The sequence below is a fragment of the Chryseobacterium sp. genome, from assembly GCF_019236175.1.
GTDB lineage: Bacteria > Bacteroidota > Bacteroidia > Flavobacteriales > Weeksellaceae > Chryseobacterium.
On record NZ_JAFAJM010000020.1, the window covers coordinates 44,713 to 64,143 of the forward strand.

Genomic DNA, 19,431 nt, shown 5'->3' on the forward strand with positions numbered 1-19,431 from the left:
AATCTTTACTTATTTTAGTTTAGCTTTGACAATAACACGTAAAAGGTTCCATCAATGACTCTTTTACGGTAGCTTCCCAAAACCTTGATACAATATTCTATTTATATTACTTCACGTTATATTACTTCACGGTTTTTGACTTCCACTCACCAGTAGAAGTAGAAAACGCATAGATCTTTTTCTCACAACTATCTTTAATATAATAAAAGCTGGAAGTATTGTAAATAATATACCTGCACCTATTTCTTTCGGTTAAGATGGGATCTTTTAAACTGCTTAGCACAAGATTCACTTTTGGCTTGATTTTCTCGTTAAGTTTCACATCCCTAATTGCTCTTACATGTGCGTAGAAAAAACACATCAATACTGCCAATGCTATTCCTGCTCTATTTGCAATTTTAAGATAGAGGTAACTTGCCAATGCAGCACCCGACAAAAATACAATAGTCGGTAAGGCACCAAATTCGTAAACCTGAAGCAGGACGTAAAGTCCGGCATGGATTATAAGTATAATAATGATGACCGCCATGTTCGAGAGCCCCATTGATCCCTCCTGCCCTATTACTTCTCCAGAAAGTTTGGCTCCAGTAGTATTCCTAAGATTATTTTTAATAATCCCTGGAACTAAGATTAATAAAAAGAAAGATAATATGAGTGCTACATAGATCATCGGCATAAGATTATTGAAAAGAAGTGAATATGCGTCATTGACTTCAAGCGCAGCAAAACCTATCATTTGATATTGATCAAAATATACCCATAAGTAAAACATCCCCAGGAATGTGACTAAAATTGTTGATCCCGCGAGTGTAAGCCATGGTTTACCAGGTGACGTTTTGTACTCCTTTTCTAAATTCTCGCTAATGCTAATAATAAATTCTTTTATTTTTGTCGCTGTCATTTTGTAACTTTTTATTGGTTGACAGATACAAAGAAAACATCTTTCTAAAGAAAAAACAGAAGTTTGTTACGATTTTCCGGGATGAAAAATCAGGATGATTGTTTTATCCTATACTTTATATTTTATTCGTAATAATACAGAACGGCAGATGGCATCATTTTTCAATTTTTTTTAATCTGGATTTTAGTTCTTTTAATATAATAGTATTCATTTTGGAAAGGTTCTCAATATGTTCAATTCGACTTTTTATTACTGCCACTTCATATTTGATTAATTCTTTGTCTTGGTTACTTTTCAGAAGATCATCATCCTGTTTGTCATCTAAGAAACTTGAAATGTCCAGATCGGTTAGTTCATCAATAATCTGGATATCGATTCCAGATTCAATTTTGCGCCCGTATTTTAGCCAGTACTCCGTCTCATCATCTTTTGCTTCTTCAGCACATTTTTCAATTGCAAGTTCTATGCATACCCTGGCCGCTTTATCAATATCTTCTGCAAATTTTATCCATTTCTCCTGTTCTGGATTACGCTGGATGGAAAAATCTTCACGAGACGGAATCTGATGATAATAAAAATTTCGGGGCCTTTCTGGATCTAATCGTTCGAGCACAGAAAGAATTGTTTCAAAGCTTTCAAAAGGTCGTAATGCGGATGGTAGTTGCCATCTGTGTTGCCAAAACTTGAGGATAGTTTCAAAACATACTTTTTCTGCTATTTCTTTTTCAGCACCAACGGAGTTATCAGCCCTCACCATTTGTTCGGCTATATAGTGGCACATCCATCTGCCAAATGTATCTACCCCTGGTTCCAAACCATTTTGTTTGACAAGTTGTTTACCCAATTCGATAGCTGCCTGTTGTATGTCTAATTTCTCCATCTTCCGTAAATAATATTATTTTATGTTTAGGGGGCTTATAGCCGGAATTGTCGGACGAACCTCCATATCTACTATAGTAGCTTCTATCTATCTGTATTTTAAAGATCAAGGCTGATCTATATTTTTTGCAAAGTGATTTTAAAAAATCTGTCGTACAGCTCAGCCTTTCTCCCGACTGTTCAGCTTGTTCGTCATCTCGTATAATTTCGCTTACCCAAGTCTGGTTCATTGCAACAATTTCTCCAGTATCATGAGTCGTAAAGAACTTCCTATCATCGGAAGTTTTAAGTTGCATATCATCCTTGAATTGTTTTCCTATAGAAATCGGTGAAAAGATTAGTTCTTTTGCAAAAGTATCAAACTGATCAATCCCTTTCGAAATTTCGTTTTGATGAAGCCAACCTTTCAGGGTAAATACCCCCCAATCGATTTCCATGTCCTTCTCATGATAGGCAGGAATCGTGAAATCATGGGTATCCTCACAGGTTTGTAGTGCATTTAACAACGAATTTGCGGTTTCTATCGAAACTAGAGCAGATTTAATGTAATATCCTTCTTTATAACTGTTCTTTCGTTCTGCCCACCAACCCATAACATTTAACCAGGTTGAATTGTCCTTCCGTAAAATCATCGAATTGATAAAATCATCATCCGATACCTTATCCATCCAACCCTTCTCTAAATTAGTGAAAACCCAGCTTGGTCTTAACAATGGAAGATTATCTCTGTATTCTGAAAGGAATTTCCCATTAGGTACTGTTAAATACTGCTCTTCAATCCAATTCTCCCATCTTTCATCATCCCACTCGATATTTGTCACAACAGGCATTTTTTCTATAAGCATACTGGCAACGACCATCATCCCATGATAAGAATTATAAAAATCAAGGTTATCAGCTTTGGGAAAGCTACTTTTACTATAGCTTGTACTTTCACCTCTAGTTGCTCTATTCCAGAGTCCTACCCTTGGATCTTTATTATACCCACTTTCTACAACCTTCCATTCATTTACTACTACTTTACCAACAAGATTTTGAACTTGTTTTTCGGAAACACCAAAAATACGTCCGAGTGGAGCAAACCAATATTTATCGAAATCCCAAGCGCCATGAAAATCAATATCGGTTGGTACACTTCCATTTGAATGCCAATAGCTATCTACTGTGAAACCATATTGTTCCCTACGCTCTGAGATAGGAATACCGACATTTGCAAGATCATCTACAATTTCTTGCGAATAGGTCCCAGGAAATGCAATCTGAATATTTTTGGCTGAATTTACAGCAGCAATCTGGATTAGAATATGCTTTTCCTTCAATGCATATTTTGCAAAAATATCACTATAGTCTCTAAGATATTCTGGGTTAGCTAAAGAAATTCTAGAGAATGCGATCAAAAGGTACTGCTTGGCATGCAGGTTATAAAATGGATAATCTTTGAACCCATATGCTCCAACCTTTTCAAAGGCTAGCCATTTGAAAAAACATTTAAATATTTGCCCATATCCAAAATTTGCAAGACGATGAATGGCATGAACAGCACTCCATCGGCACTCTCTAAATGGAGATCCCAAAGCAGACCATAAATATCCAGAAATTCCAGAATCCGTGTCACCATCAGTTTTTAGCCATTCCGCCCACGGCCCATCTCCAAAATCAGTCTCTATATGCATCTCAAACCGTGACATCGAATAATCCAATGCACTCTTTGCCTCCTCAGCAGATATCATCGCAGAGCCAGTTCTGACAAAACCAAAGAAAACTTCAGCATCGGCAAATTCTGCACCATCGGCCAGCCCCTCGAGAATTCCGGCGTTAAGGGAAGTTTCTACATCCTGATGTTTGGGTAGTGATTGCAAAAAGTTATCATAACTATAGCGGTTTGTCAATTTTTCACAATATTTCCTGCCTAGCCTTTTTAAAATCGACGGATAATTTTTTTTAAAGCCAGCAGTTCCCAACCAATCTTTCGGTAAGTTTTTAAAAAGGAATTGAAAATCATAATGTTCTATAATTTCACAAAGTTGCATTGCTTCTATGAGTTTTAGCATACTTGAAGCGCTGAGTTTGGTTATTGCTCCCTTCCAAAATGAGGGCCTACCGAAATGCAGTTTTCTACTTTCAGCATAGGCTTCAAACCGTGATTTAGCTTTCTGAAGTCCAACAGGTGTCAGCAGATCTATTTCCGAAAAAATATCATCCCATGGAACGCTATCGTCCTGATCAAAAATAGGCTCTTTGTAATTACCATCCTGTATTTTATTAACCGGTAAGCTGGAAATGACTTTTGACAGTTCCTTGTCCACAATGCCATTATTTGAAGCACATTTTTGTAGATCATGCCAATATACTTCGTTTGCATTTTCTCTCCTAAAACGGGATACGGCATCACTTAAAATGTGCTGCTTATCTGATAGGGATAGGACATCTATTTCCAAACAATCTTCAAGCAGAGATTTCAATTGCTCAATCCTTAAAAAAGGTATTAATGCCCAGGTCCTCATAGTCTTTGTAGGTTCCTTGCGCAAAAGTTCCAAAATCATATCTGCATGTAGCCATTCAAAGCGCCCAATGCCGCGATCACGCCACCTGCTCAAAGCTGCAAGACCACCATTAGTGGAGAGTCTTGTCGCAATCTGTATCGCTTCGCCTCTGCTCCAATGCTTTTCACGATTTTGTTCTCCAACGATTTCGGCAATTCTTATAAACCGATAAGATAGTTCGTTTTGAGATTCGAAAATTGCATCACAGGTTCTTTTTGCCAATGCAACTACAGCTTCCCACCTGTAGACGATCTCATCACCAAATTTTGAGACAATCCCAACGGCATCGTCAAAATAAGCACTTGCATCATCTTTTGAGTTGACCAGAACCGAACGAGCCAGAGAGATATATTTTTCAGCCAGTTCGTCCGGTCCCTGATCGGCAAAGCTTTTTATTTCCTCATAAGTATAGTTTTCAAGCCTGATGCTGAACGGCTTGAGATGTTCCAATCTATACGAGGCTGATACAGCTGATAACCAGCTTGTAATTTTAAGAGATTTAGAATTCTCAATATAAGTGACGAAATATTTTTCAAGATCATCAGTAGTCATTTTATTAGCAAAGATCATTATACTCAAGTGCACCTCTGCTATTTCTTGGGGGAATGTATCATGTCCCTTATATCTGCCCTTGAGACCATTTTTAGAATTAGTGTTCGCATCTTCAAATGCGCCATTATCTAGCAGTCCAGCAGATGACAGTACCGATAGCCTTAAAAGATACCATGGTAGCAGGCCCTCAACGATCTGAGTAAAGTCGGTTATCTTGCGATTGTTTTCATAATTACTCTTTTTAGTTACCAAGCCCTCGGGCATGATTTCCTGAATATCAGGAGAGATGCCGCCGTTAAGACCAAACCTGATCGCTAGTACGCGCATGAACAGCGTTCTAGATGAGTAAAAATGATCATCTAAAACCATTCGTTCTGCACGAACCGGAAAGTAGTAGTTCAACACTCCCAAGATCGAATTGTTATCAAGACCTCGATAGATGCAGCACTCCAAAAAATCAAGAAGCACGCTTTTTAATAACTCATTATTGTTTTCAGGAAGCTTGATCCGAGTCTTGGGGTTGTTTAGTCGCGTTAGACATGACTTGATTATTTTTGCAGGAGGAATATGACCTACTTTGTGTAACTCGCTTGAAATAGCAATTGTATAATATGGCTGTTGCTTCCAACTGGCAAGAAGACCATCCAAAACATCAAAAGCACCTTTATCTACAAGGTTTCTGGAAAGTTCACAAACAATCCTAAAAACACTTTGTTTTGGTTTTAAGCTATTTAAAAATTCTGTACAGCTATCAATCCCATCCAAATTGAGCTTTGCTACTGCAATTTGTACAATATCTCTATCCTCCAATCTTTCCTCATGATCATGACGCTTTCGTTGCTTTGATTCCTCAAAATATATAGTTAACCAGTTTAAAGATGCTCGAAGATAACCTCTTGCCTCTCCGTGATATTCTGGAAACATCGAAAGTAGGGAAGCTGAATAAATATTTTCCGACCCCATCCAGTTACCAGATAATGTCCTCTTGAAGGCAATACTCTGAATTTTTTCTTTTCCTTGTAATTGGCTTAATAGGTCCAGGTTCTCTCTCAATAACAGAATTTGGCGCTCGTCTCCAGCAACTTCTTCACCCGCACGCATGGCAAGTCTGATAGCATCACTGCTTCTATTTTCCTTTAACGCCGCTTTGAATGCGAATTGAAGCCTATAGACTTTTACATTTCTCGCATCTATTGGATTATTATGTGGAAGAAGTTCATCAGATAAAGCTATGGTAATCAATTTTTCATATTGACCCGCCATCAAGTAAAGCTGTGGCAGTACCTCAGAGACATAAGCTGAGTGATCTGCAAGCGGTTCTAACTTTGTAATGTAGTTAGCAAAATCGGAAACACCACCAATAAAAGTTTTACGAAACCAAGTCTCCGTTGGTTCATCACGGAACTGGACTGAAGAATCTGATAGCCATAGCGGTCTTCCAATATCAGCTACAAAACTCCTAACGCTCTGTTCAGGTACACCAGAGGCAAGTGCTAGAACGTCGATCGGAATGTTTGGCGATAGACTAGCTAGCCCCGTGCAAATTGCGTCAATTTCCTGCTGAAATACGGTAGGGAGTAAATCTTTAAGCCTAGAAACCGCAAATCTCAGTTGTGCCTCGATCTGATCTTCAACGGAAGTGGGTTTTGGACCTAAACTATTTAATAATGCCACCACAGATTCTGATCTATTATCCAGCGCGTTTGACTGAACCCTTGGATTTCCGCTGGTCAGTCTGTGGAACTCCAATCCGTCGGCATCAGTTGCAGAGGGAAACCTTGTTTTAAGATAAACTGAGGATTCCTGTTCTGAAAACGGCTTCAGCTCCAATAATTTAATTGTACTTTGTGGCTCCAAAAGATAAATTCGCTCGGGTCTACACAAATAAACGAGTTTACATCCTTCAGGCATTTCTTCTCGTAAAAGTTCACGTGCAAAACAACTCTGGTTAAATTCCTTAGCCGCCATTTCTGCGTTGTCCGCAGCATCAACAAGTAGCGTCAAAGTGGCGGAGGAAAAAGCTTTTCTGAGATTTTTCACTGCATTTTCAAGACGGTATAAAAACATTCTTGTCAGCTCCCTTTCAGAAGACGTGTTGTTTGAAGGAATAAGCGGTTCACAAAGCCCCATCGTCGCTAATTCATTAGAAATTTGAACCATGGCCTCTTTATGTCGATGGCGAGTTTCACTGGGATTTCGGTATTTTCCAGCACCAAAACAATCATAACCAATTCCTACGGATCCTTCGGGAAGGTTTTCAATGAATTGACGTGTAAATACTGATTTGCCAACACCGCCCTCGGCATGAATTATAATAGAATTCTTTGAATTATGTATTTCTCTGCTCAATTCCGCATGTTGAGATCTAGGTATCCTCTTAGTCAATTCTTCCCAAATTGGTTCAGCAGGATAAAGTTCTCGCTCTGAGCTTACGCCGAAGCGTTGCAGTATGTCTTCCTTGACAATTTTACCATTTGAGTCGGGCATTATCCTCTCCCTTACCAAAGCAGTAATATTTTCAACTTGCAAATTTGGATTTGCATCATAAAGAATCCGTGTAAGTTCAACTCTCAATTCGTTTTTTTGTTCCTGGTAATTACCGTGACCATCTTCAATCCTAATTGAGGAACAAAACTTTTGCAATTTCCCATTATCAAGAGAAGTGTATTTTTTAATAGTTGTCAGAAATCGATTTTCAACGGTAGTTCCATTGGCAATTGCGGCGAGGTTATTCTTAAAGTTATCTGCAAGAGCCCTATTGGTCACCAGTATAAAAGATATTACTTTGTTTTCTAGTTCGCCCTTTTCATCATGTTCTACAAAGCGCTTGAAAAATCCTTTAATTGTTTCCTTAAGATCACTTAGCAGGAACGGACTCTCTTTTTGTACGGTGGTATGTTTTAACTGATAATAATCAATATGCTCAACCTTTTGATTCACTGCATATTCAGTAAGATCGATTACGTATTCACCAGGTGCATTAACCTCATTCGACCCTTCGATTACCACACTGGTAAGCTTGCTGTTTGGAAACAGCATTCTAAGACATCTACGCGCTGCCCATCGATAATGAAATTCATCGCCTGCCCTGGAATAGCCTACAAGATTATCTGCCATCTTAATAATTTTTTTTTATAAAACGTATTGGTAATGTCTAGTTAAATAATCAAACCTTTTGTAACACAATTTAGTCAAATGAAAAATTCTCAGGATATTTCCAGCCTATAAACTCAACATCATCATAAAATTGCATAAAAACAACAAACATATCTCTAAAGTCTAAATATTGATATTTGAAAACTTTAGGATTGTTACATTCTCCATTTGACAAAATATCAGAACTTAAATCCTCTTTCAAAAAATCAACTCCAGCAATTGTATTTACGCCATTTTCATAAATAATCCTTTTTGATATACTTTGAATAATTCCTTTTGCTGGTTTCTCTTTGTGATAAAAGTATATTCCCCGCACTATTTTTTCAATAAATAATTCAGCTTCATTTTGTTCTAAAGGTAAAAACCAATGTGGTTTCCCATCAATTTTTCCAGATCTACTATTTTCTTCTAAATTCTTAATAAATGACTGTTTCTCCTTTCTTTCAAATCCTCTTTTAACTCTCGTATTTAAATCGTTGATAGCAATCTCATTTGTTTTAAATGCCTTTATTAAAAACTGAAATTTCTCGTCTAAATAAGATAAATTATTGTTATGATCCGAACAAGAGGGTACTGTCATAAGATTCTCCCTATGCCCTCTTGGAAAAAATGTAAAAGGAGGAACATGCTCCTTTGTAGTATTATTTAAAGGCAGATTTACACCGCACCAATAACATATTTTTGGTAAATTATTCTTCAATATATTCTAATATTTGATTTGACAAAGGATTTTATTTTCGGAATTATATCAAACGGAGAAAAAAGTCGGCGATAATTAGCCTCTTTAAAATTAGACGAAATGAATTCTTTTGAATACAGTTGGTTTACAAAACTTTCAGCATTGAAAAGCATATACATAATAAAGAAGTAATTTACACTTCTTCACGCAAAGTATTTACACTGATATATTTACTAATCTGTTCATACCCTATTTCCTGAAACATCTTATTTGTAATTGGATTATTTGCATCGGAAACTATTCCGCAACGATCACCATCTTCTAAAATCTGTTTCGTGATTTCGTAGACCAGACTTTTTGCATACCCCTTACCCCTATGGTTTGGTTGGGTATACAAATTACCTATAATAGACATTTCACTTTCACTGTCCAATATTGTCGCAACAGAGACAATTTCACCGTTTACTTGCCAATTGACGCTTGTTTTAGAATAAATCGATTGTAAAGATATTTTACTGGCATTTACTTGGTCTCGTCCTTCTCTATGTCCCCATTCTTCAATCCCAAAATCATAAGTCATTTGTGCAATTATGTCAAGATCATTAATTGAACTTAAGTATGGTTTACCAATAATTTCTTCTTCCTTCCTATCCTTAAGTTCAAAACATTCAAATAAATTACGCTCTTTGAAAACTTCATATGTGATTCCACTCTTTTCAAACAGATCCTTTATCAAGTCGAGGGTTCCGCAAAAACTAAATCGTTTTGTATATTTATCTATTTCAATTTTACTTAATAAGCCTAGAATAATCGAATCTGACCACTTTAACGCATATAAATAATATACCGAATCAGCCCATACACAAATCACATTGCCCCCGTTCTGATCAATAATATTATAACCCGCATATATAGATTGATTACCATTATTAAGCTCATTAAAATATTTAATTAAATGATAGTGCGAAAGCCTATTTTTAAATATTAATTCCTTATTGGCATTATAAAAATCATGAACTCTTGAATATTCAATAATTTCAAACATAATTTTGATTTATTTGTCAATAACAATTAAAAAGTAAACACCTATTTATATATAGTGAAAACAAATAATTATTAAATTAATTTACTACCCTCTTTACTCCAACGATATTTAATGAATTGAGAAAATTCTTCTTCGTCAGCGTGTTCTAAGACAATAATTTGAGGTTTAAATCCACATTCCGATTCTATGGTTGTAATTTCATGAGATAATACCTTAAAAATGTTTTTAACCTGTAGAATATTATCATCCTTTTTATTATTATCATTCGCTTCCTCTTCTTCCAATTTCCCATAAACTTTTGGAAAATAAACCTGGCTAGGTTGATCCAATATTAAAATTGAAGGAATACGAGAAGACTCAGTTACTGAATGTAAATATAGAAAGCCTAGAAAAGCTGATAAATGGATGGCCAACCAATTGGATCCACTCCCCATCTCCGACAACAGTATGTTTTCTCTTTCATCAATAGTGTATTTAAGAGCAAATTTCTCTAAATCAAACCAAATTTTTCCTGGTTTAAATTCATCTTCAAAATCTAGCTGATTACAAATTTCACTCATTTTTTCGCTCAATAAAACCTCAGCTTTTTGTAATTTTTCTTTGAGATTATACCCTGACAGTTTTGATTTTAATTCTTCTATATATTCAATGAGTTCAGTGAAGTCATTTTTGTCAGCTGCAAGCAATTGGCTTCTTTCAATAAGGGTCGCAGCAGTTGCTTCTGTCCGTCCTTTCAATAACAATCCTTTTTCATAATCTTCACGACTGTTAAATTCCAACGTAATTTGATTATTAATTTCCTCAGCTTTTATAGAGAGCGATTTTATTTCTTTTTTAAGCTGATCTCTCTGTTTTCTTAATGTGCCACTTTCTTCACTTGTATCATTAACATACACGCCAATTTTTTCAAATTCGTTGACAAGCATTTGGTTTGACTCCTGTACTATATTGATTTTTTCTTTTATCTCTTTAACTTCTTGTTCACAAAGTGGACAATGAATTTCCTCAACAACTTGAGGTATGGAAGCCATTGCCTTCAATCTTTTTATGTTGCTCCCATAATTTTTTGATAGACTGTTATTATCCTTAATTGTATCAATAAGATTTTCAACATTTATCAGCTCTTTCTTTTTTTCAGTGATTTCATGATCAATTTTTCCCAATAACAAAGGTAAATTTTGATCTGCTACTGAATTTGCATTCGCCTTAGGTAAATCTTTAGAGAGTTTTTTTAAATCACTTAAGCTAATTTCACTGTCTAAATTTTTGCCTAAAAATGTGTAATATATCGACAAACTATTATACAAATCAGTTCTAAGTTGCTCGCTATTTATTTTTAGCTTTTCTGCTATTTTTTTATTTCTTGAAAGCTCTTTCTGTTTTTCTTCTAGTTCCCGTCTTAAATCGAAATACTCGGCATTTTCCCAACCCATAAGAATAGAGTAATCATCAATTGTTTTTTTTCTCTTATAGAAATCATCAAAACGATAAAAAAGACTGTGCTTGTTAGCTATAAGATTTTGATGTTGAAATATGAATGGCGCAAAGCTCCTCATAGTTACCTTGCCACCTGAGGTTCTTTTGTCCTCTTCGATATCTGTTCTAGTATCCAAAACTGATATGCCGAGATGCTTTTCAAATTCCTTTTTTGCATCATTCAAATCCATTAAAGATTTATCAGAAAAATATTCAAGAGAAAAATTTTCTAATACTTTTGGATCAATTTCTACAACAAAATACATTGAATTGCTGTTTTTTTTCCTGGCAATCACTAAGAATTTCTCCATAATTTTCAATACAATACAGTAAAATTCAGTCCAATCTGTAATTATCCCCTTTGGAATTGTTGACCGACTTGCAAAAAGACAGTAATCTATTATTTCGATGACAGCACTTTTTCCAGTTTTTGAATCCCCTGTAATTATATTTAATCCCTCTTCAAATTTTAGATTTCTAACTTGATCGCCGTTAAATAGAAATATATGTGATATTGATGCTTTCATGATATTAAAAACTATAGAATATTTTGGTATAATCTTCTTTGGATAATATATTTCCCAAGTTAAAGGCTGCCTTATAATATTCTTTAAGCAGACTATTTGGTTCTTGAGAATATTGGATTTGAATCTTCTCTTTTAGTAATACATAAGAATTAAGCTCTATAGAATACAAGTTTGAAAGAGTTATTAATGCTTCTTTAGATTTATAATTATAATTTTTTAAAAGCTCTTCAATCCCAATCATTTTTTTTCTGACATCACTATCAAAAAATGTTTTAAATGAACTTCTAGAATTTGATTTCGCCAATTTATTCTTGATATGTTCATCATACAGCAACGGCAAAATGTAATAAATGAGTTCTAATTTTAACTTCTTATCCTTTGCTCCACACAAAGCAAACATTAATAATTTGGATGTGAAGAGAGGATTAAATAGTATTTTCTCTACTTCTTTTATTTTCATTCTAAATCTGTTTCTTTAAACTGCCACTCAAAATCTGTTGTTTCTGTGATGTTATGAATTCTTCCGTCCCTATAAAATTTTTCAGTTCCGTTCACTCCTCTAATATTATTACAGCTTTTTCTTATACTATTGAAATACACATTTCTCGAAGAAGAGAGATGTGTATTATCCAAGAAAGAATTTAATGTTAAGCTATAAGATACAAAACTTTTTTCCGTATTCATTTCTGATTGAATATCATTTTCATACGACAGAAGGTTTTTCTCCAGTCCCGGATTAACAATCAATAATTCCTTATAAGCTTCCTCAGATCTAACATAATCTTGAAAAGCTTGATGCAAATCGGTTCTTTTCAAACAAATATTTTCTAATTTTTCAATAAACTTATATCCTTTTGATAGATAATCTTTAGGCACCTGATCTCTATGAATTATAGGAAACGGTGTATAATCTTTTGCGTATTGCCCCAAACTGTCTCGAAGGTCGTCTTTAAAATCTGTGATATTAATTTCCCATTTGTCAGAATTTTCAATAGCTCTATCAGTTAGATAACCTTGTAAAATCCAAATCGCAATTCTTTTAAATTGATCATGTATTAAAGAAAATGCTGGATGCTCTTCCAGCTCCTTTAATTTCTCCTCTATTTTAGGCTGGTTATGATAAATCACAAATTTCTCCAAAATATTTAGTAGTTTATCCTTTGTAGACTTGTTACCGTCAATAATTATATCTTTAAATGGTTTAGAAGTCGTAGAAATATTATGTTCATTCAACCTTTTGTACTTGATAGTCTTAGAAAGCATATTCCAACCAAAGAAAATACTATCCTCTTTAATATTTTGTGTAGTATGCAAAATAAATTTGTCATTAAATTTCAATTTATCATATTCCTCCACGAGGTTTTTTAACGTTTTCCAAACATCAGTAGAATTACTGGTCAGATTTGAATCTGATAGATGATGTTTCACTTCTGTAGCTTTTACTCCTTGTTGGATATCACCAAAGCATTCGATGTAAACATGTTCACCTTTTTTAGCATTTAGGCATGACTCTAGGGCAATTAGTTTTTGATATTCAAAACCTAACTGCTTTTTGGTAGAATCATTATCTACTGTTTCTTTAGCCATTATTATAAATTTCTAGGTATTAATAATTATTTATTGTTAGCAAGCATCTGCTATTTTCCAATAAATAACTTCAGAATTCATATGTATTATGCAACATTCGGAATAAAGTAAACCAAATTTTTACGGCTTACCGTAATGTGCTTTAATAAAATACAAAGAAAAGATTAGAATTGATTCTCTAACTTTTATTTCATGGTTAATTTTATGGAATAGCCTACACTAAGGATAACCAAACATATTTTATGCAATATAGTAAATTTGTTATTTAATGATAACATTTTACTCAATACTATTGGATTTCCTAAAGAAAGAAAGAAAGAAGTCCAGTATTTTTTTATTAAGTTCTAATCTGTACTGGATAACTAATATTTTTAGTTATATTTATTAATAATTTAAAAGAATTATATTGCTCTTTTTAATAATGTAAAAGGTTACAAAATATAAGGATTGTTGGAATTATATTCTATGGCAGATTCATAGCAGTCTTTTGTTATATTACTTGAAATATAGGTTTTTTGAAAGTGAAGAGGGTTAGTTCGAATCCCTCCCTTTTATCATCATTCCTCTTAAACACTAGTTTTTAATGAAAAGACTAAATTCTAGTTGCTAAATAACCAACACTAAAAACTCACCAATACGGATAAAAATAATTGGAAGTAAGGTGCGCAATTGATTAGAACCAAATATTCAAATTTTCAAAATCACAATCCCATGAAGATAACTTAACAGAAATCAAACAAAAAGAATAAAATAGTAACAACCTTATTTTCAGATATATAGATCTAAAATATTTTCAATATCATTATAAAAATAGTTTGGGTAGCCTACCAGCGAGTTCACTTAAGGAGACAACTATTTGATAGTTGTCTCTTTTTTTTTATTCACAAATATCTTGAAATTGCGACAAAAACCGATTTAAGGCCATATCTTCCCCCCTACTTATTCACATTATCGCATTTTTTTTAATCTTTAGCTTCTTTTTCACTTTTTTTCCGAAAAGCAAAATATATAATAATTACACTCATCAACATTAAAATGGATGCTAGAAAAAACGGAGCTCCTGAAAATTGAAATGGTGCTTTATCATGAGTGAAATAATAGAATAAGTTGGTCATCACTGGAGGTCCCAAAATAGAGGTAGCACTCACTAAACCTGATAATGCCCCCTGCAGTTCCCCCTGTTCATTTGCAGGAACATTTTTACTGATTATTGATTGAAGTGCGGGTCCGCAGATCCCACCTAAGGAATAGGGAACGAGAAAAACAAACATCATCCATCCTTGATTGGTAAATGCAAAAAGCATTAAGCCTAATGCATAAAATAGCAACCCAACATATACACTTTTATATTCTCCTAATATTGGAGTTGTCCACCTAATCAGAATTCCTTGTACTAGGCCAAGCAATAAGCCAAGCAGACCAAGTGACAGACCTACAGTTCTTTCTGTCCAATTAAATTTATACATAGTAAAAAAATGCCAATTGCTTTGTACAGCGTGGAGGGCAACATACACCAAAATTAAAGCGATGACGAGATTTGATATTTTCGACTGTTTTCTCAAAAAATTTACTGTTCCAATAGGGTTTGCACGTTTCCAGCTAAATGACCGACGCTTATCTTTTTCTAAACTTTCCGGTAGTATGAGCAGGCCATAAAGAAAATTCACCATGCATAATATAGCAGCGAAATAAAAGGGAACTCTGGCTCCATAATGTCCAAGCAAACCGCCTATTACCGGACCTATAATAAATCCTAATCCAAAAGCTGCGCCGATTAAGCCGAAATTTTTAGTTCTATCTTCTTCAGTGGATATATCAGCGATATATGCACTAGCTGTTGAAATACTAGCCCCAGTAAGACCGGCAATGATTCTTCCTAAAAACAACCACCCGATAGAAGGCGCTAGTGCTAATAGTACATAATCAACAGCAAATCCAAAAAGAGAAATTAAAATAATTGGGCGTCTCCCATACTTATCACTAAGATTACCCACTATAGGTGCAAATATAAATTGCGTAATAGCATAAGCAAAGCCAAGCCAACCTCCATATTTCGCAGCTTCACCAAGGTCACTATTGATAAGTTCTCCAATGAGTTTAGGAACCACGGGAAGTATAATTCCCCAACCTGTAATATCAATCAACAACGTGACAAATATAAATCCAACAGCTGCTTTTTTACCTGTTTTTTTCATATTGTAAAATTAAACAGAGATAAAAAGGCAGGTATTAACAATTTAATGGTGTTTATGTACAATCTGAAAGCTCATCATATAAATAGTTTGGGCATAAAAGAATATAAATTAGTATTCGTTTCTATAGGTTTTTGGCGACACTCCCACTATTCTTTTAAAGTATCTGCAAAAAACACTTGTTTCTTCGAAATGAAGCTCATTGCTAATTTCTTTGATTGATAAATTAGAAGATTTCAGTAGTGTTTTAGCTTGTAGAATTGTGATATGATCAATCCACTGTAATATAGATTTTCCCGTTTTCTGTTTCAGGAAAGTGGAAAGATATTGTGGTGTTAAATGTAATTTTTCAGCATAAAACACAACGCTTCTCTGTTGATTCGCATGTTTTGAAATAAGTAGATAAAAATCATCTATAATCTCATGTGTACGGTTTTTCACTAAGCTTTTGTTATTCGGTAAAGAAGAATATACTTCAGAAATCATACTTATTAGAACCATAACAAGATGTCGAAGCATTTCCGTTTTATTATGGCTAGGTTTTTTATTGTAGAAATTCTGTATAAGCGTCAATAATTCATTTTGCAAATTTATTTCTTCAGGCTTAAGTCTGATAACGGGCTGCCATCTAATTTGGTGGTTCATTACAAACTCACGTAAAATGGGAAATGCTGTAATAAAATCTAAGGAAAGACCAATGGTTACAATTTGGGCATCGTCACTTAATGATTTTGTATCCATCATCAATTGCGGCTGTAAAACAACAATATCACCCGCGTTCATTTCATATTCTAAAAAATGAATCTGTGCTTTCATGGATCCCTGTATCAGGAATCCTAGCAATAAACCATCAAATAGACGGCTATTATTTGTATATTTCTTTTTAGGATCATTTTGTTGATTAAGAATAACGATCCCTTCCGTCTTTTTTGAAGAATCAAGATTGTACAATGTATAGACATTATCCAAAGTTATCAATAGAGCCATGTGCAAATATCTAAAAAATGAAATCATCTATTAAACTAATAAGGTGCTAAATCAGCAATATGAGATAATTCATCTCATTAATAGATATATTGAGCTCCAATATTCATTTTAGATGTTTGAAAACTTTTTCCGTCAAATTCGACTTTTGAGGGAAATATCAAATACCCTCACGTTATTTTCATTTGTAGAACCCTATGATAATAGTTTTAAGGTTATCCATTGAACAAAATAATCTTTTTGAAGATTCATTTTCTTTTAGCTTTTATGTGAGGCGTGAACTATTTATAATTATCTAAAAACAATTCCTTTATTAGTTCTTTATAAGCAGATTGTATTCCAGTTTAAACACTTTAAAGCGCAAAGAGTTCATTCAATGTATCAGAGTCAGATCTGAGAAATCTGTATTAACTGATTGTTTAATTAATCTTTCAGAAAAGTAAGCGATGTAGTTCCTTAACAGAAATTTTGGATACAATAATTTTCCACAAATTCGTTGAAGTTTATGAAATTATAAGATAGGAGACTCAATTAAATACTACCCGAAAATTCAGCAACCAATCCATAATACATTACTTCAAAATTCAGTATTACTACTGAATTATTTTTAAAAAAATAACATTAATATTGTTTTTATAGTAAACATAAAAGTTTATGAAATATAAAATGGAATCTTTAAAATAATGTAATATTTTTTTTACAATCACCTAGTATAACTAAAGAATGTTATTGCGATTTTAAAAATATCATCAACTCAAAAAACTAATATCATGAAATTAAAATTCAAAAAACTGATGCTTTTGAGCATAACGACAGGCAGTATTTTCAGCCTTATTTGTTGTAAAAAATCTATAGAATCTATAGAAATGGATAAAAATGACAAGGTGTCTCTAGAACATTTTGAGAAAAAATATTTTTCAAACTACAACAAATCATTCATCCCGGATACAGATGACGATAATCTCTGGAAAAATGATACTTTAGTGGTAACCAAAGAAGATTCTGCGAGGGCATTTCACACCTGGTCCTGGCAAAAGTATTTGCATTTAACACAGAACATTAAAGATTCAAAAAATGAAAAAACTCTAGATGGCTTACCATTGTTCCTGGATGATTCAAAAAATATTTTTCAAATTACCGAATACGGAGAACCTGTAAAATCACCTTTCAAATTATTTGCATTTCATCAGGCAGGTAGTGACCATCCTGTATTAAAATCAAATACAGACTTTGCCGGGATTTCTGAAGAGTATACTGTTTTTTATTCCATACATATGAATAAAATTATGCATGATCAGATGGTTAAAGCGACAGATTCTGCTATAGAGAAAGCAAAAAAAGGGATTAAGAATATAAGTGATTCAACAGAGGTCTATACCAATTCTTCATTAGAACTAAAGGCTGCCTGGGTAGATCTTAATGCGATTCCCAAAGATCAGCAGAAAAATTACCTGATTGTACACAATGTACCACAAATAAAAAAAGATTTTTTAAACAAACTAGATTATTTCACCAGAAAAAATGATTATACTAATGTTAATCTAATAATTAATAATCCTCAAAACTATCAAAACATACCCGCGGTTGCTCTTATTGGTTTACACATCGTTGCCAAAGTAGAAGGATTTCCAGAAATGCTTTGGGCAACTTTTGAAGGTCAGGATCTAGCTCCGGATAATCTAAATAACTTAACTGATTTGAATTCAAAACAAAGACATGGATTTAAACCAAACACAACTAACAGTCAGCCAATTGCCAAAACAGAAACCGATTTTTTATTCTTTAAAAAAGGTGAACTTAGTGCAAAAGATTCTCTGAATGCTATTAAGTTTGATACCTTAACTAAAAAAGGTAAAATAGCTGATAAGGCCTATCGTAAATATCCATTGGGCATATCACAAAAAAAATATGATCATCCAAATAATTCTGAATATAAAAGACATGCTGATCTTGCTAATGAATTAAATAAAAAAGCACTTACAAAAAGTGAAATTAAGCAATATTATAACGGTAACATCTGGCTAGGAATGCTTAATAGCAAGGAGTCCAGAAATGTAGATGTTTATCAGCAATTTAATAAGGGAAATTTAAAATTGGCAGGAAGTCCAAATGCGACAAATATTACGATGGAAACGTATCATCAAAATACCACCTGTTTCTCTTGTCACGGAATAACAAATTTTTCATTAGATCCTAAAAAAGATATTCAATACAAAACCTTACTAAATGTTAGTCATATATATGGAGCTTATTTTGCCGAAGCCTATAGAAAAAAAGATAAATCAAAAAACAATATGCTATTAAATATCAACAACATAACATCTTTAAATGAATTGATCAAAACACAAAACGAACAAAAATTAGAAGCCACTTTTAAATAAAAAGCAAACCTCCTGTTGTTCTTTGAAACAGCAGGAGATTTTAAAAATGTGTTAGATTATTTCTTCAATCATAATATCCATAACAACGCTTATCCTGATTGTACTTCCATACTGTAGGAGGTAAGGCGGGTTCCGGCAAAACAAGCTATGTATTTAATAAAAATGACCTCTTACTACCCATTCAATCTTGGCTTCCTGAGAATTTTAATGAAAACAGAGCGAGGAATGTACAACTAAAGATTAGAGCATACATCTTAAAAATTGTCAACAGGATTCAAACCGGAACAACCAAATCATAAATAATTATTAGTCAGCAACATCAACTTAAAACATCCTCTAACTTTGTAAAAATTGGTTTGATGTTCCAACCAAGGAGTTGACAAAAAAACAAATAGCGCCAGCTCTCTTCAGTTGGCGCTATTTTTAAGATGCTTTTAATAAATTTCAGCTCTTGAAATGCCAAAATACAGATGATTTTAGCCTCAATGCCTGACCAGACCTTGAGATTTATAATAAATAAAATGTGAGT

11 protein-coding genes are annotated in these 19,431 nt (G+C 33.7%); 2 read left to right on the forward strand and 9 right to left on the reverse strand.

The annotated features are described in order from the left end of the window. Positions 1–121: 121 nt before the first annotated feature. Positions 122–901, reverse strand: coding sequence for a hypothetical protein (locus tag JO178_RS18635; protein ID WP_291939006.1), 780 nt, complete (start codon positions 899–901; stop codon positions 122–124). 154 nt (positions 902–1,055) lie between these two features. Continuing rightward, on the reverse strand, positions 1,056–1,781 hold the full coding sequence (locus JO178_RS18640; protein ID WP_291939009.1) for a hypothetical protein: 726 nt from the start codon (positions 1,779–1,781) through the stop codon (positions 1,056–1,058). Between the two features lie 1,693 nt (positions 1,782–3,474). Here JO178_RS18640 and JO178_RS21540 point away from each other — a divergent pair. Then, positions 3,475–3,630 (forward strand): zinc-finger domain-containing protein, encoded by a 156-nt coding sequence (locus JO178_RS21540; RefSeq protein ID WP_365867225.1) that lies wholly within the window; start codon positions 3,475–3,477, stop codon positions 3,628–3,630. A gap of 4,432 nt (positions 3,631–8,062) precedes the next feature. Here JO178_RS21540 and JO178_RS18650 read toward each other — a convergent pair. The 7 genes from JO178_RS18650 to JO178_RS18680 form a co-directional block, all read right to left on the reverse strand. Next, a complete protein-coding gene (locus JO178_RS18650; RefSeq protein ID WP_291939013.1) occupies positions 8,063–8,731 on the reverse strand; it encodes a hypothetical protein in 669 nt (222 codons plus the stop codon). A 172-nt stretch (positions 8,732–8,903) separates the two neighbouring features. Beyond that, entirely contained in the window at positions 8,904–9,755 is an 852-nt protein-coding gene (locus JO178_RS18655; protein WP_291939016.1) for a GNAT family N-acetyltransferase, read from the reverse strand. A 71-nt stretch (positions 9,756–9,826) separates the two neighbouring features. Beyond that, positions 9,827–11,758 carry a DUF3732 domain-containing protein gene (locus JO178_RS18660; protein ID WP_291939019.1) on the reverse strand — a complete coding sequence of 644 codons (1,932 nt, stop codon included), beginning with the start codon at positions 11,756–11,758 and terminating at the stop codon, positions 9,827–9,829. 4 nt (positions 11,759–11,762) lie between these two features. Further along, positions 11,763–12,218, reverse strand: a complete 456-nt coding sequence (locus JO178_RS18665) for a three component ABC system middle component (protein ID WP_291939022.1) — start codon at positions 12,216–12,218, stop codon at positions 11,763–11,765. Further along, complete coding sequence (locus JO178_RS18670; RefSeq protein ID WP_291939025.1) at positions 12,215–13,345, reverse strand: hypothetical protein; 1,131 nt, start codon at positions 13,343–13,345, stop codon at positions 12,215–12,217. The genes JO178_RS18665 and JO178_RS18670 overlap by 4 nt, the downstream gene beginning before the upstream one ends. Before the next feature lie 962 nt (positions 13,346–14,307). Next, positions 14,308–15,540: a TCR/Tet family MFS transporter gene (locus JO178_RS18675; protein ID WP_291939028.1), complete on the reverse strand. Its 1,233-nt coding sequence runs from the start codon at positions 15,538–15,540 to the stop codon at positions 14,308–14,310. A 108-nt stretch (positions 15,541–15,648) separates the two neighbouring features. Further along, positions 15,649–16,524, reverse strand: a complete 876-nt coding sequence (locus tag JO178_RS18680; RefSeq protein ID WP_291939029.1) for an AraC family transcriptional regulator — start codon at positions 16,522–16,524, stop codon at positions 15,649–15,651. Positions 16,525–17,291: 767 nt separating this feature from the next. Here JO178_RS18680 and JO178_RS18685 point away from each other — a divergent pair. Continuing rightward, positions 17,292–18,902 carry a hypothetical protein gene (locus JO178_RS18685; protein ID WP_291939031.1) on the forward strand — a complete coding sequence of 537 codons (1,611 nt, stop codon included), beginning with the start codon at positions 17,292–17,294 and terminating at the stop codon, positions 18,900–18,902. The last annotated feature ends 529 nt before the right edge of the window (positions 18,903–19,431 follow it).